Source organism: Nonomuraea sp. NPDC050310 (genome assembly GCF_040655795.1).
In the GTDB taxonomy this organism is placed as follows: Bacteria; Actinomycetota; Actinomycetes; order Streptosporangiales; family Streptosporangiaceae; genus Nonomuraea.
Window position 1 is genome coordinate 297,598 of record NZ_JBFAKP010000005.1, and the last position, 13,395, is coordinate 310,992.

14 protein-coding genes are annotated in these 13,395 nt (G+C 69.0%); 8 read left to right on the forward strand and 6 right to left on the reverse strand.

Annotated elements, in window-relative coordinates:
- Nucleotides 1–18: 18 nt before the first annotated feature.
- Nucleotides 19–1,626 carry a CocE/NonD family hydrolase gene (locus tag AB0I67_RS16520; RefSeq protein WP_357923844.1) on the reverse strand — a complete coding sequence of 536 codons (1,608 nt, stop codon included), beginning with the start codon at nucleotides 1,624–1,626 and terminating at the stop codon, nucleotides 19–21.
- A 155-nt stretch (nucleotides 1,627–1,781) separates the two neighbouring features.
- Between AB0I67_RS16520 and AB0I67_RS16525 the strand changes: the two genes are divergently transcribed.
- The gene (locus AB0I67_RS16525; RefSeq protein WP_357923846.1) at nucleotides 1,782–2,243 is read left to right on the forward strand and encodes a MarR family transcriptional regulator; all 462 of its coding nucleotides are present in this window, start codon (nucleotides 1,782–1,784) and stop codon (nucleotides 2,241–2,243) included.
- A gap of 93 nt (nucleotides 2,244–2,336) precedes the next feature.
- Here the strand turns inward: AB0I67_RS16525 and AB0I67_RS16530 are convergent, their stop codons facing one another.
- The 4 genes from AB0I67_RS16530 to AB0I67_RS16545 form a co-directional block, all read right to left on the reverse strand.
- A complete protein-coding gene (locus tag AB0I67_RS16530; protein ID WP_357923847.1) occupies nucleotides 2,337–2,687 on the reverse strand; it encodes an STAS domain-containing protein in 351 nt (116 codons plus the stop codon).
- A gap of 179 nt (nucleotides 2,688–2,866) precedes the next feature.
- Nucleotides 2,867–3,256 (reverse strand): STAS domain-containing protein, encoded by a 390-nt coding sequence (locus tag AB0I67_RS16535; RefSeq protein ID WP_357923849.1) that lies wholly within the window; start codon nucleotides 3,254–3,256, stop codon nucleotides 2,867–2,869.
- A 113-nt stretch (nucleotides 3,257–3,369) separates the two neighbouring features.
- Nucleotides 3,370–4,953 carry an ABC transporter permease gene (locus AB0I67_RS16540; RefSeq protein ID WP_357923850.1) on the reverse strand — a complete coding sequence of 528 codons (1,584 nt, stop codon included), beginning with the start codon at nucleotides 4,951–4,953 and terminating at the stop codon, nucleotides 3,370–3,372.
- Nucleotides 4,950–5,834, reverse strand: a complete 885-nt coding sequence (locus AB0I67_RS16545) for an ABC transporter ATP-binding protein (protein ID WP_357923852.1) — start codon at nucleotides 5,832–5,834, stop codon at nucleotides 4,950–4,952. The genes AB0I67_RS16540 and AB0I67_RS16545 overlap by 4 nt, the downstream gene beginning before the upstream one ends.
- 605 nt (nucleotides 5,835–6,439) lie before the next feature.
- Here AB0I67_RS16545 and AB0I67_RS16550 point away from each other — a divergent pair.
- From AB0I67_RS16550 to AB0I67_RS16570, 5 genes are all read left to right on the forward strand, one after another.
- Nucleotides 6,440–6,766: an STAS domain-containing protein gene (locus AB0I67_RS16550; RefSeq protein ID WP_357923854.1), complete on the forward strand. Its 327-nt coding sequence runs from the start codon at nucleotides 6,440–6,442 to the stop codon at nucleotides 6,764–6,766.
- Between the two features lie 201 nt (nucleotides 6,767–6,967).
- Complete coding sequence (locus AB0I67_RS16555; RefSeq protein ID WP_357923856.1) at nucleotides 6,968–7,300, forward strand: STAS domain-containing protein; 333 nt, start codon at nucleotides 6,968–6,970, stop codon at nucleotides 7,298–7,300.
- Nucleotides 7,301–7,380: 80 nt separating this feature from the next.
- Nucleotides 7,381–8,379, forward strand: coding sequence for a PP2C family protein-serine/threonine phosphatase (locus tag AB0I67_RS16560; RefSeq protein WP_357923857.1), 999 nt, complete (start codon nucleotides 7,381–7,383; stop codon nucleotides 8,377–8,379).
- Between the two features lie 12 nt (nucleotides 8,380–8,391).
- Nucleotides 8,392–8,742, forward strand: a complete 351-nt coding sequence (locus AB0I67_RS16565) for an STAS domain-containing protein (protein WP_357923859.1) — start codon at nucleotides 8,392–8,394, stop codon at nucleotides 8,740–8,742.
- 14 nt (nucleotides 8,743–8,756) lie between these two features.
- Complete coding sequence (locus AB0I67_RS16570) at nucleotides 8,757–9,221, forward strand: MarR family transcriptional regulator (protein WP_357923860.1); 465 nt, start codon at nucleotides 8,757–8,759, stop codon at nucleotides 9,219–9,221.
- 1,025 nt (nucleotides 9,222–10,246) lie between these two features.
- Here the strand turns inward: AB0I67_RS16570 and AB0I67_RS16575 are convergent.
- Nucleotides 10,247–11,173, reverse strand: a complete 927-nt coding sequence (locus AB0I67_RS16575; RefSeq protein ID WP_357923861.1) for a hypothetical protein — start codon at nucleotides 11,171–11,173, stop codon at nucleotides 10,247–10,249.
- Nucleotides 11,174–11,742: 569 nt separating this feature from the next.
- Here AB0I67_RS16575 and AB0I67_RS16580 point away from each other — a divergent pair.
- Nucleotides 11,743–12,177: a MarR family transcriptional regulator gene (locus AB0I67_RS16580; protein WP_357923863.1), complete on the forward strand. Its 435-nt coding sequence runs from the start codon at nucleotides 11,743–11,745 to the stop codon at nucleotides 12,175–12,177.
- The gene (locus tag AB0I67_RS16585) at nucleotides 12,174–13,391 is read left to right on the forward strand and encodes a glycosyltransferase (protein ID WP_357923865.1); all 1,218 of its coding nucleotides are present in this window, start codon (nucleotides 12,174–12,176) and stop codon (nucleotides 13,389–13,391) included. Before AB0I67_RS16580 ends, AB0I67_RS16585 begins: the two co-directional genes overlap by 4 nt.
- Nucleotides 13,392–13,395 lie beyond the last annotated feature (4 nt).

Genomic DNA, 13,395 nt, shown 5'->3' on the forward strand with positions numbered 1-13,395 from the left:
CCTTTCCAAGGGTGAAGATCAAGAGGGTGAGGAGGCGAGGGGAAGCCATACCGCGGACGGCCGGTCCGCGCTGTGGAAGATCTCCTGCTCGGACGGACGCAGTTCGCCGGCGGTCGCCAGGGGCTGACCGGTGCCGGGGTTGCGGCCGTAGCGCGGGTGCGCGCCGGAGCAGACCTGCAGCCGGATGCGGTGCCCGCGGCGGAAGCGGTGCGCGAGTGGCCACAGCTCGATGTCGGCGACCTCGGCCGCCGACTCCAGGCGGATGATGCCGTCGCACAGGCCGATGGAGCGGCCGCGTTGATCGACCTCGCACAGGCGGGCGACGAAGTCGGTGCGGGGGTTGCCGGCGCGTACGTGCAGCCGGACCCGGACCGGGCCGATCACCTCGACGTCGCCGGCCAGGGGCTCGGTGGTGAAGGTCAGGACGTCCGGGCGGGACTCCAGCGCGCGCTGGTCCTTGCGCCCGGACGTCCAGCCGACCTGGGTGCCGCCGATGGCCGGCGTGGGGTCGTGCGGGTCGTAGCGGTAGCGGCTCGGCGGCTCGTCCGAGGCCGGCGCTTCGGTGCCGAGCAGTCCGGCCGGGTGCAGGAACCAGGGGGTGGGCTCGTGCGGTGGCGGCCAGGACGGCAGGTTCGTCCAGCGGCCGGATCCGGTGACCATGACCCGCACCCCGGTCCGCGGCTCGCGCCCGAGCAGGACGGAGTCCAGAGCGTGCAGGGCGTCCCGCAATCCCGCGCGGGTGTAGAGACCCCGGCCGTGGGTCCACGGCCCGACCAGCAGGCGCACCCGCCGCCCGGCCGCGACCAGCGCGGCGTGATCGGCGAGCATGGACGGCAGGAAGAAGTCGTCCCAGCCGCCCTGCAGATGCACCACCGGCGGCATCCGCCCGACGTTGGCACGGTGGTCCGTCGGCCGCCAGTAGGCCTCGTCCGGCCCGTGCGTGACCCATTCGCGGAACCACGGCACCCGGTGCCCGGTCAACGCCACGTCCGCGTCCAGTAGCGGCACCGTCAGACACGCCCGGCGAAGCCGCCGGGAGGCCCCAGCCAGCCCCAGCACCTGGCGGATCATCGAGTGGCCGCCGGCGAACATGCGATCCACCAACTGCACCCAGCCCAGCGCGTTGCCGGTGGCGAACGCCCCGCCCGGGTACATGAAGGGGTGCGCGAACGACGAGGGCGCGTCCTGGATGAGGGCGATCTTCCACTCCGGGATCTCCCGGGCGGCCAGCTCCCACTGCGCGAAGCCGAGGTAGCTGGCTCCCCAGGTGGCGAGCACGCCGCCGAACCAGGGCTGTTCCCGCAGCCAGGTCAGCGTGCCGTCCGCATCGGCCGGGTCGATGACGAACCCGTCGAAGCGGCCCTCCGATCCGGCTGTGCCGCGCAGGCTCTGGTACAGAACCTGGTAGCCCCGCTCGGCCAGGAGCCTGGGCAGCCCGTCGGCGGCGTTGCCTCTGCCGTACGGCGAGCGCAGCAGCACCAGCGGCGGGCGCCGCAGTCCTGCGGGGAAGTAGTGCGTGGCCAGTAGCCGGGTGCCGTCCGCGGCCGGGATCGCCACGTCGTGTCGTACCCGCACCCGGTAGCTGGGACTGGGACGCACGCCGTACAGGCGGCTGAGCAGGGTCATGTGGCCGGTCTCCTCATCGACGTTGAGCGCTGTTGGACTCACCTCGCCGACCAGGCTTCCCGGCACACCTCAGCCCGTAGAACGGACCGACACCTCTCAACATACCGAAATTTCAGAAATTTCTGAAGACTCAGGGATTCGATATTCTGCGGGGCATGGACGACAACGACAAGCGGTGGCAGGCGGCCGAACATCTGGCGCTCAGGCTGACCGAGGGCGGGCTGCAACGCATGGCCGCCCGCACCCTTGCCGTGTTTCTGTTCACCGAGCAGCCGAGCGTCACCGCGGGTGAGATCGCCGAGCGGCTCGACGCCTCGACCGGCGCGGTGTCCGGCGCCGTCAAGTCGCTCCTCTCCGTGGGCCTCATCGAACGGCTGCCCGTCCCCGGCAGCCGCCGCGAGCACTACCGGCTCCGCGACGACGCCTGGGCGACCCTGTTCACCGCCCAGAACACCGTGATCGGGGCCATGTTGGAGGCCGCCGAATCCGGCATGGCCGCCACCGCCGCCGATGGTCCGGCCCACCAGCGGCTGGCCGGGATGCGCGACTTCTACACCTTCCTGCTCGGCGAACTGCCTGCGCTCCTGCAACGCTGGAGCCGGCAGCGCGCTACGTGAGCTCAGTCGCCGCCGCGGCGACACCGACAGGTTGCGCGATCCAGCCAACCCCGCCCAGGAGACGCGGCCAGATGTCTGCGGTGGCTTTCACGCTCACTTCAAAAAGACCACTGCCTCCTGGGTGGTGGGAAAGACGTTGAAGTGCGCCTTCAGCCCCGTAGCTTGCAGCATCCAGGCCAGCCGGCCAGTGACCGAGCACAACGCCACGCGCCCGCCGGCCTCCTCGGTCGCCATCCGGGCGTTCAGCAGGACCGACAGGCCGGTGGAATCGCAGAAGGTGAGCTCCGCGACATCGAAGACCACGGCCGGTGCGTGGCACCCGGCCAGCGCCTTCCCGATTCCTCCCCGCAGTGTCGACGCGGTCACCTGGTCGAGCGCGCCCCGCAGACGAAGAAGGACGACGCCGTCACGGGTGTCAGAGTCGATGCTGAAATTGTTCTCCACGTGACCTACCTTCAGTAGCGGCGCCGGCTCAGCAGACCGGCCGGCCGGGTGGTCGATGAAACTGGGGCGCTTGGCTCCGGCGGAGTTGCCAGGCCGCCCAGGAGACTGTCCGCGCGCAAGATCAGTGCCGCGCGAAGGACCCGGCGCGGTCACCTCGGCAGTGCCCCCAACGTGTGTGCTCAACGTTGCAACCTGCGGATGCCCTCGTCGATCAGCTCGGCTAACGCCTCATCGAGGCTGCCTCGCACGACGAGACGCGGGTCCGGCGGGTCAGTGCGGAGTCCGGTCAGGACGAGTCGGCCCGACGAGCGGCTGATCAGGTCGTGCGCGTCGATGAATACGCCGAACCCCTCTTGCTCATCGACGGTCACCCCGGACAAGTCCACGATGACCCAGGGCGGGTGCCGGATGCTGATGGCCAGGTCGAGATGCTCTCGCAGGAAAGGAAAGTCGTCGCTGGACAGCCGTCCGCCCAACCGCAAGACGATGCAGGGCCCGTAAAGCCCCACCCGGACGAGCAAGTTGGAGAAAGGTTCACGGCGCCGACCGCGGTGATGAGGTAGATCCACAGAAGTCTCCCGGCAGTGGTCATGGCTGTGGCCCGCCGACCAGACTTCCCGGCACTCCTCACGGGGTACCGTATCGAAGTCAGGCCCGGCGGCACAGTTGGCGGAAATCCTGATCAGGCCAGGTCACGGCGTCGGAAGCCGGCCACCCCCAATCCCACCAGCGCCAAGGCCAGCCCACCCAGCCATATCAGCGGTGCCGCCTCGATCGGCCCGCCCGGGACCTGCGGCAGGTGGGCGTACGGTGACAGGAGCTGGACCCACTCCGGCAGCCGCAGCACCTCGCCGAGCTGACCGAGCAGGGCGAAGACCACGAGCGCCGCCCACGCCGCCGAGACCAGCCGGGGCTGCGTGCCGTACAGCAGCATGGCCAGGCCGGCGAGCACCCATACGGCCGGCAACTGAACCCACGCGGCGCCGGCCAGGCTGAGCAGGTGCGTCGAGGGGTCGCCGGAGCGGATGCCGTGGACCAGCCCCATCGCCAGCCCGCCGGTGGCCAGGATGACCACCGGTCCACCGAAGGCGACGATCAGGTGGGCGGCGGCCCAGCGCGAGCGGGGCACCGCCCCGGCCAGGACCGCCTCGGCGCGCGACGACGTCTCCTCAGCGTGCAGCCGGAGCACGGACTGGACGGCGAAGCCGCTGGCGACCAGCCCGAGCAGCCCGATAACGGTGGCGAGGAAGCCGTCGACCAGCGCCCCGGCCCCGCCGATGCGCTCCAGGATCTGCGCAAGCTGGGCGTTGCCGCGGATCACCTCGCCGACGCTCTGCGCCAGCGCGCCGAACAGCGCGCCCGCGACGGCGAAGGCGAGGGTCCAGCCCAGCAGCGCGCCGCGCTGCAGCCGCCAGGCCAGGCCGAACGGCCCGTTCAGGTACGGCGGAGCCTGCGCGGGACCACGCCTCGGCGGCAGCAGCCCGGCTCCGAGGTCACGCCGGGCGTTCAGCGCCGCCGCCACGCAGATCAGCAGCGCTGTGGTGAGGGCGGCCAGCGCGAGCACCCACCAGCGCTCGCCCGCGAACGCACGTACCCGCTGGGCCCAGCCCAGCGGCGAGGCCCACGACAGCGCCTCGACCCCCGAGGCGTCGCCGCCGGCGCGGAGCAGGAAGGCCAGCCCGAGCACGGCCAGTGCCGCTCCGTTCGCGGTTCGGGCGTGCGCGGTCAGCTGCGCGGTGATCGCGGCGACGCCACAGAACAACCAACCGGTGACGGTGATGGCCAGGCCGTAGGCGATCGCGCCCGCCCCCGGCAGGCCGAGCGCCGTCATCGTGACGATCAGGAGCAGGCCGATCAGCAGGTTCACGCCCATCGCGACGGCGAGCGCCGCCGCGGGCAGCGCCTGCCGGCCGACCGGGCACGAGCCGACGAGCTCGGCCCGGCCGCTCTCCTCCTCCGCGCGGGTGTGCCTGGTGATGAGGAACACGCTCATGAGCGCGACCAGGACGGTCGCCGGGGTGGTGGCCCGCCACGCGGTGAGCCCGCCCACCGAGGCGGAGTCGAAGACCGGGCCGGTCAGGGCCTGGATCGCGGGCGCCTGGCCGATCGTCACGCCCAGGGCGACGCGCTGCGTCATGCCGGGGTACAGCTCGGCGATGGCCGAGGCCGTACCCGTCACCGCGGCGGTGATGAGGAGGATCCAGGCGGGCAGCAGGACGCGGTCCTGGCGCAGTGCCAGCCGGATGAGCTCCCGCGTGCCGGTCACCGCTCCTCCTGGTAGTGGCGCAGGAACAGCTCTTCCAGAGTGGGCGGCCGGCAGATGAGGTCGCGGACACCGGCGCGGGTGAGCTGGGCCAGTACCTCGCCGAGGCGGTCGGGTTCGACCTCGAAGGTGATCCGTGACTCGCGGACGCTCAGCGCGTGCACGCCGGGCAGGTGGTCCGGCACCCGGTCGAGTTCGGCGGTGACCGTGCTGCGGGTGAGGTGGCGCAGCTCGCCCAGGGTGCCGTGCTCGACGACTTGGCCGGCGCGGATGATGCTGACCCGGTCGCAGAGGGCTTCGACCTCGGACAGGATGTGGCTCGACAGCAGGACGGTGCGGCCCTCGTCGCGCTGCTCCTCGACGCAGCCGCGGAAGACGGCCTCCATCAGCGGGTCGAGTCCGGCGGTCGGCTCGTCCAGCAGCAGCAGTTCGGCTCTGGAGGCGAGCGCGGCGATCAGCGCCACCTTCTGCCGGTTGCCTTTGGAGTAGGTCCGGCACTTCTTGCCCGGGTCGAGCGCGAACCGCTCGATGAGGACCTGCCGGTAACGCGGGTCGAGCCCGCCACGCAGCCGGGCGAGCAGATCGATGGCCTCGCCACCGGACAGGGTGGGCCACAGGACGACGTCGCCGGGTACGTAGGCGAGGCGCCGGTGCAGCTCGACCGCGTCCCGCCAGGGGTTGCCGCCGAGGAGTTCGGCGTGCCCCGAGTCGGCGCGCAGCAGGCCGAGCAGGATGCGCAACGTGGTGGTCTTGCCTGCGCCGTTGGGCCCTAGGAAGCCGTGCACCTCGCCCGTGGCCACGTGCAGGTCGAGGCCGTCCAGGGCGCGGGCGGGGCCGAAGGATTTGACGAGGCCGCTGATGAGCACGGCGGGGTTGCCAGGCATGTGCGTCTCCGGAAGCCGGTCGGACAGGACGTTGCCGACCAGACTTCCCGGCGCACCGAAGGTGACGGTAACAGCGCCTGATCGCGCGCGCCAGAGCGGCGGCTACCCAGTCCGTCTGAGGGACGTAGGGATGGCGTCAAGACGCGTAGAAAGGGCGTGAGGCCGGGTCAGTCGCGCTGTGTCCTGCGAGATCGCTACCGATGAGAGCGAGCGCACCGCACAACCAGGCGACGGGTGCGAGCGCCGCATCGCATTCCGGAGAGGTCTTGGGTCACGTCCCGCGCATCGGAGTGATCGCTCACAGCGGGACCAAAGAGGCGGTGAGCTTGGCACTGCCGCCCGTCATGCGCGCTCTGCCTGTGCACCCAAAGGGGCGGCACCGCCGAGTCCCGATGTGATGTGTAGGCGGCGAGCCGTTTGGCCATCCCGGTCCGGTGCGACAGCTCGCGGGCCGAACTGTTGCATGGAGCAATAGTCGGCTACGGTGGGACGAAGGTGTGCCGGGAAGTCTGGTCGGCGGCAGTACTCACATGTCCGCAGCCCGGAGGTATTCGATGACACCGCCCCGACGGCACCATGACTCTCACCCTGGCCTGACGGTGCGGATGGGATTGCACGGGCCCTGCGTCGTCCTGCGTCTGGCGGGGAAGCTCTCCGTCACCACAGAGCCGGTTCTGCAGCGGCGTCTCGAGCAAGCGATCGCCTTCCGCAGCCCGCCCTGGATCATCGTCGAGATGTCGGGTCTCAGCGAACTGCGCGGGACGGACCTGGGCCTGTTCGACGAGGCCCGCAGGCGAATAGAGGCAAGGTCGGGCAGGTTCATCCTGGTCGGCCCTCAAGGCTTACCGCCCGCCGTTTCCGAGGTTCGGCCGAGCCTGGAACAAGCATTGCGGGAACTCGTCGATGAAGGAGTGGGCAGGTTCCACCGGTAGATGTACCTCCGGGCGGCTAAGCCCCCCGCCAGCGGTACCCGCGCTCCGTACCCTCGCGCACCTCTTGCATCAAGCACCTGCCGGCTAGCTCGGTTTCGGATGGGCCGGAACCCTGGCCAGCGGAGGTGGCCAGTGCCTGCCACGAGAGGCCCCATGATGCTCCACCACCCCCAGACCCTCCCCGATCCTTCAGGCTGAAACATGCGATTGAAACGCCGCCCGCACCTGACCGTGCAGAGCAGGAACTTCGGTCCCGTCACCGTCCTGACCCTCGCGGGAGACCTGACCGAGGCGACCCTGACCTCCCTGAGCGAGACCCTGGCGAAGGCGCTGTCCAGGATCCCTCCTCTGGTCGTCCTTGACAGCAGGCAAATCCACACAATCGACAGGGCGGGAGGTTCACTCCTCGTGTCAGCCGCTGGGCACGCCCGCTCCAGCGGGGGGCAACTGATCGGTGTGGGTGTCGCGCCATCGGCCGACTTCGAGATGGCTTCCTCTGTGGAGAAGGCACTGGTCGCGATGAGAAGGCACTGATCATCTTGACGAACTCCGGAAGGCGCAGACGTGGCCAGGCGCGTTCGCAAGAGATCCTGCGCGGGTTGCCGTTCGCCGCTATGGCCCTCGTCGCGGCCTCCGACCTGATCGCAGGCTCCTCCCTCGGATTCCTTCCGCTGCTCACCTTGGGACCGACTTTCGCCTCCGTCTCGGGCACCGTCCGCCGCACCGCCGCGGTCGGCGCTCTGGCACTGGCCATCTGCCTGCCGGTGGCCGCCTACAACAACACCCTGCTGACGTGGCAGAACAATCTGACCATTGTCACGCTCGTGAGCGTCACGGGTGCCAGCATGCTGGCCAGCTACCTGCGGCTACGGCGCGAACGCGAACTCGCCAACCTCAAGGCGGTGGCCGAGGCCGCCCAACGGGTGCTGCTGCGCCCGGTGCCTCGACGCGCAGGGGATCTGCGCCTGGCCCTCTCCTACACCTCGGCCGCCGCCGAGGCCCGGATCGGCGGTGATCTGTACGAGGTCGTCACCACCCCGGCCGGGGTCCGGCTGATCATCGGAGATGTGCAGGGCAAGGGCCTCAAAGCTGTTGAGACCGCCGCATGGGTACTGGGAGCCTTCCGCGAGGCCGCCTACGACCAGCCCGACCTGATCTCCGTCGCCCAGCGCCTGGAAGCCAGCCTCACACGCCATCTCGGGGCCGAATCCTTCGTCACAGCCATTCTCGCTGAAATCGCCGGAGGCGAGATCACCTTACTCAACTGCGGTCACCCCGCCCCGCTGCTGCTACGCCGCGACGGGCATGTGGCCGTGATCGTGCCCCCGGAAGAGAGCCTGCCCCTCGGACTCGCCGCGCTGGCCGCCACAGCACCGAAGCCGCACAGTTTCGGCTTCGGCGAACACGACCAGATCCTCTTCTACACCGACGGTGTCATCGAAACACGCGACCCGTCCGGAGAGTTCTATCCGCTGACTGAACGCCTGGCGCCTCTTCGCGACCATGACCCCCAGCAGGCGCTCGACACACTTCGCGAAGACCTGATCGACCATGCCGGCGGGCCGCTGGCCGACGACGCGGCCATGCTGCTGCTGCGCCGACAGAGCTATTGAGGAACAGCCATTATGGAAGCCGGTTTCAGCGTCGACATCGACAGGCGCGACGGTGTCTTCCTCCTGCGCCTTCGGGGAGAGCTTGACATGATGAGCGCGCCAACCCTTCATGACTGCCTTGGCGCGGTCCTGGAGGTCAGCCGCAAACCCGCCGTTGTCATCGACGTGGCCGAGCTCGCCTTCTGCGACTCCAGCGGACTGGCCGCGCTGCTCGGCGCGCAAAGGGTGACGGAGGCCACCGGCGGGTGCATGGCCCTGAGCGCGGTCACGGGAAGACTGAGCCGGTTGTTGCAGCTCACCGGGCTGGAGGAGCGCTTCTATGTCTTTTCGACGACTCGCGAGGCGGTTGCATTCGTGAAATGAGGTAGAAAGAGCCCATGCAAGAGCTTGATCAGGTCAGCTCGGCAGTGCTGACCGGCTCGCGGGTGCTGGTCGGCGTCGCTGCTCGGTCCCTGGCGGCCGTCGAGGACAGGGTGACACTGCCGCAGTTCAGGATGCTGGTGGTGCTGTCCGGCCACGGTGAGACCAAGCTCGTCACCATGGCCGAACTGCTCGATGTGAACTCCTCGACCGCGATGCGGATGGCCGACCGGCTCGCCGCCGCCGGGCTCATCCTGCGTGAGGTCAACCCGGGCAACCGCCGCGAAACACGGATGAGGCTCACCGCCGCGGGGCGGCACCTGGTCGACGAGGTCACCACTCGGCGGCGCGAAGAGATCGACTCGATCGTCTCCCGGATGGCTCCCGAGCACCGCAGAGCGCTGATCGAGGCCATGGCCGCCTTCAACGAAGCGGCCGGCGAACCGCCCGCCGACGGCCCCCACCCGCTCGGCTGGCCGTGAACGTCATCGTGGGAAGCTGTCGGCAAAAGCCGGCTTGAGATCGCGCGAGCCCTACGTAGCAGGGGTGCCGGCAAGAACCTTGCCAGCAGCCCCAAACCGGGTTGATCGTGTTCTCGAAGTGTCAGTTCCGGCTTCGCCTGGAGTCACGGTCCCCGACGCCGGTGATCAAGGGACGGGCGACAGACCCTCGCGCTTTCATCCCCCTGGCGCCGCCCGGGGTTCCCGGGACGACGCCAGGCCTGCCGGGCACGGCTTAGATCGCCTTCTGTTCCCGGCTTTCCTCCTGCTCGGCCCAGGCCGCATCCAGCAGGGGTGCAGGCGAGGTGGTTGGTGTAGTCAGACAGCGTCTTCATGCCGACGCCGAGCACGATGTCCAGCACGTGACGGCGGGTGTGACCGGCGGCCAGGAACACCTCGATCTCGGCCTCGTTTACCCAGCGTCCCCTCGATTTGCCCAGCCAGGTCCTATGAGGACGCGGCCTTGTCCAGGCTCGGTTCACGGCTCGATGTCATCTTCATGGGGCTCGACCTTCTGGAAGCGAGCCAATGCCCAACCGAATGTGAAGCAAGCGCCAGAAGCCAACATGGTCAAAGTAGCTACAATCAGCATCTCCCCCACATGAACGCTATTGCACACACTATCCCGATCCAGCCCACAATGAGCATTTCTCGGGCATTGGTCTCCTTTATCTGCATGGCACCCTCACTATTGGCGGTCCTGTTCACGCGAACTTCGACTAGGAAGCGCAGGTCATACCTGTTGTGTTTGATTCTCTCTAGCTGCCCTTGACGCTGGGAATGCCTCGAGCCGGCGGCTCGACATGCCAAGTCCAGTCGATGAGCGGAATGGACGAGCGTGTTCGTTATGGGCTCGGCGTGCCGGATCTCATCGTGGTCGTTCGGCGCGGCGATCATCTGAGTGACGCCCGCCACGGCCACGTTGCGCCCCGTGGTCGTGGCCGTGGACTGCCAAGCGGCCCTACCGCTGGATGGAGGGCTGGAAAGGACTACCGGAAATTTCCTGGTCAGCTTTGCGGCTCCGGGACCCTCTCCAGCACCTTGACCGTGCGGATCTCGGGCCGTTCGAGCAATTCCATGAGGTCCCGGCTCCCGGACCGAGTGTCGATGAACCCGTAGATCAACCCTTCCTCCGCCGCTGTTCTCATCTGCTGCAGATCGAGCCCGATCTTTTGAAGGTTCTCGGCATCCTCCTCCGATAATTGGCTGACCCATTCGCGAAAATCGGCTGTCACTGATCGATGCCCGCAATTGTTGCTGCGAATAACTACGGCGGAACAGCCGTTCCAACCGGGCCACCAATATAGCGGCTTTTCGGACAGCGTTTGAGTTCCGGACAGAAAGAATCTCTTCCACTCGCTGTTGCGGTAGGCGAGGATGCGATCAAGCGCGGTTTCCGGCAGGGGCTTGGTCAACTCCACCAACACGAGCACTTGCTGCGCGGCAGGAAGCTGCTTGGCTTGACGCATGGCTTCCCGCTTCTCTTCTGAGCTTTCGCCGAGCCCCCCTTTGAAGTCCTTCAGGTGACTGGACATGTGGGATCTAGGAAGCGCCGGAAAAGTTGCGTCACCAAGAAGGCTTTGGGAAATGTAAAATGTTTGACGCGGTCCACTGACCGTAAGGGCGTTCATGTGCGTGTCGAGTTCCACTGCCGTCGTCGCGCTGAATAACTCTTCAGTGGTGTCGACGGAGCCGCGATGGTAAATCTGATACTCGGGATAGGCCACCTGTAGTGCGTTGCCCCAGGTGTAGCCAGGATTCTCTTCGATGCCCAGCCGACGGATCGATGGCGGTGACCAGGCAGCCAGGCCGCCCAGGGCGGCAATCGCCGAAGCGAGCGCGATGAGTCGAGACCGATTGTTGATATTAGCCTCCTTGGGGCAGTTGTGGCGGTGGATGGGTCCCGCAGTCGGCGCTCTGGGCGGCCATCTCATTCGGCGGGGATCTATTGCTCGGAGCTGTGATCGTAGGTGTGGAGGCCCATGTATCGCCAGGGCGTCCAGCCCGTCGACTTCCCCGTTCCGTCGGTGAAGGGGGCGGGCAGCCTCATCGTCCCCGTGACCTCAAGTCGCGCATCGGTTAACTTGCAGCCGAGAAGGGCTGGGCTGCGTTGCGTTTGAAAGTCGTTCTCGCCCGTTCTCGGGGCACGGGTACCATGCGTCGTCGTCATTCCCGGCGCTGAGGTCGCGGTCGGCGAATGGCTGGTGCACTTGAGTACAGGAGCGCCTCTGCCTGCCGGCCGACGAATGCGATCGGCGCGCCGCAGGCCGGCGCTCACCACCGCACCTGCCTGACCCGTTGGGCCGGAGGGGATGTCGCCCGCCGCGTCCGGGCGCTCCTGTCTCAGCCCACAACGAGGTCGTCGTGACCAGCCTGGCTGACAGGACGGGTCGTCGGCGGCCTCCCAGACTCCCAGGGGTTACCTCGGTGGCGCGACTGCCGGGCCAGCGCATTGGCGCTTCATTTGTTCGGTTCGATCCGAACAAACCGATAGAGTGAGCCGGTGGAGGATTTCGTCGAGCACGCCGGCCTGTTCTACGAGCGGCTGGGCCTGAGCCGGACCGCCGGCCGCGTGATGGGCTGGCTGCTGGTGGCCGAGAGCGACAGCGCCGACGCCCCAGAGCTGGCCGAGGCGCTGATGGTGGCCAAGAGCAGCATGAGCGTCGCGCTGCGCCAGCTCGACCAGGCCGGGCTGGTCGAGCGCTTTCGCCGCCCCGGTGAAAGGCGTGATCGCTACCGGCTGGCCGAGGACGTGTTCGCTCGCGCCTTCCGGGCCAAGATGGCGGAGTTCGCGGCGTTCCGGGCGCTCGCCGAGGAAGGGCTGCGCGCGGTCGGCGACGACCCCGCTCGCCGCCGGCGACTGGAGCTGATGCGCGACATGTACGTCTTCATGATGGAGCGCTTCCCGCGCCTCCTCGACGAATGGGACAGCCGATGAGAGCGCTCCTGGTCACCATGGGCAGCCGGGGCGACGTCCAGCCCTATCTGGCCCTCGCCCGGGGCCTGCTCGCCGCCGGGCACGAGCCGGTGGTGGCCGGGCCACGCCGCTTTGAGCCGCTCGCCACGCCGCACGGCATCGCCTACGCTCCGCTTCCGGACGAGATGCTGGACCTGCAGGACAAGGTCAAGGGCAATGGCGCCCGCGCCACGATCACCGCGGCGCGGTCGGTCCGGCCGATGATCCGCCGGCTGCTGGAGGCCCAGTCCGAGCTCCTGCGACAGGACGCCGACGTGGTCGTCTACCACCCGAAGGCGCTCGCCGGGCCGTACCTGGCGGAGAGATCGGGCGTGCCCGCGGTCGCCGGGCTGCTGCTTCCGCTGTACGTGCCGACCGCCGCGTTCGCCTCCCCGATCCTCCCGGTACGGCTGCCGCGGGCACTCAACCGGGCGAGCTGGCGGATGGCCTCGGCCGTCGAGCTGCCTTACCGCGGCGCGGTCCGAGCGTGGCGGGCGGAGTCCCTCGGGCTGAGGGACGCCTTCCCGGCGATGGCCGAGCTGGTCCGGCAGGGCCCGGTGCTGCACGCGTGGAGCCCGCACCTGCTGCCCTCGCCCGGCGACTGGCCGGACCGGGCCACGCCGACAGGCTTCTGGAACCTGCCGGCCGGCCCCGCCTGGACGCCGTCCGCACGGCTCGCGCACTTCCTGGACAGCGGTGAACCGCCGGTCTACGTCGGCTTCGGCAGCATGGTGGGCCCGGATCCGCAGGCCCTGACCGCCCTGGTGATCGACGCGGTGCGCCGGACCGGGCGGCGCGCGGTCCTGGCCACCGGGTGGGGCGGCCTGCGACCGGGCGACGAACCCGACGGCGTGCTGATGATCGACGAGGCTCCCCACGACTGGCTGCTGCCGCGCACGGCCGCGGTGGTCCACCACGGCGGGATCGGGACGGTCGCCGCGGCGCTGCGGGCGGGCGTGCCCCAGGTCGTCCGGCCCTTCGTGGGCGATCAGCCGTTCTGGGCCGCCCGCGCGCACGTCGCGGGCGTCGCACCCGCACCGCTCGGGCGGCGGCTCACCGCTGAAGGGCTGGCCACGGCCATCAACCGGGCGGTCACCGACCCGGAGATGACCGGACGGGCGAGAGCTCTCGGCAGAGCCGTCCGGTCGGAGAACGGGGTGGGCGCCGCCGTCGACGTGCTGGAGAAGCTCGTCTGATCAC

Bases quoted from the DNA above. Each gene is read 5' to 3' on its own strand.
- AB0I67_RS16565 (WP_357923859.1), top strand. From the start codon at position 8,392: ATGGAAGCCGGTTTCAGCGTCGACATCGACAGGCGCGACGGTGTCTTC.
- AB0I67_RS16585 (WP_357923865.1), top strand. From the start codon at position 12,174: ATGAGAGCGCTCCTGGTCACCATGGGCAGCCGGGGCGACGTCCAGCCC.
- AB0I67_RS16575 (WP_357923861.1), bottom strand. From the start codon at position 11,173: ATGAGATGGCCGCCCAGAGCGCCGACTGCGGGACCCATCCACCGCCAC.
- AB0I67_RS16520 (WP_357923844.1), bottom strand. From the start codon at position 1,626: ATGACCCTGCTCAGCCGCCTGTACGGCGTGCGTCCCAGTCCCAGCTAC.
- AB0I67_RS16525 (WP_357923846.1), top strand. From the start codon at position 1,782: ATGGACGACAACGACAAGCGGTGGCAGGCGGCCGAACATCTGGCGCTC.
- AB0I67_RS16550 (WP_357923854.1), top strand. From the start codon at position 6,440: ATGGGATTGCACGGGCCCTGCGTCGTCCTGCGTCTGGCGGGGAAGCTC.
- AB0I67_RS16560 (WP_357923857.1), top strand. From the start codon at position 7,381: ATGGCCCTCGTCGCGGCCTCCGACCTGATCGCAGGCTCCTCCCTCGGA.
- AB0I67_RS16570 (WP_357923860.1), top strand. From the start codon at position 8,757: ATGCAAGAGCTTGATCAGGTCAGCTCGGCAGTGCTGACCGGCTCGCGG.
- AB0I67_RS16555 (WP_357923856.1), top strand. From the start codon at position 6,968: ATGCGATTGAAACGCCGCCCGCACCTGACCGTGCAGAGCAGGAACTTC.
- AB0I67_RS16545 (WP_357923852.1), bottom strand. From the start codon at position 5,834: ATGCCTGGCAACCCCGCCGTGCTCATCAGCGGCCTCGTCAAATCCTTC.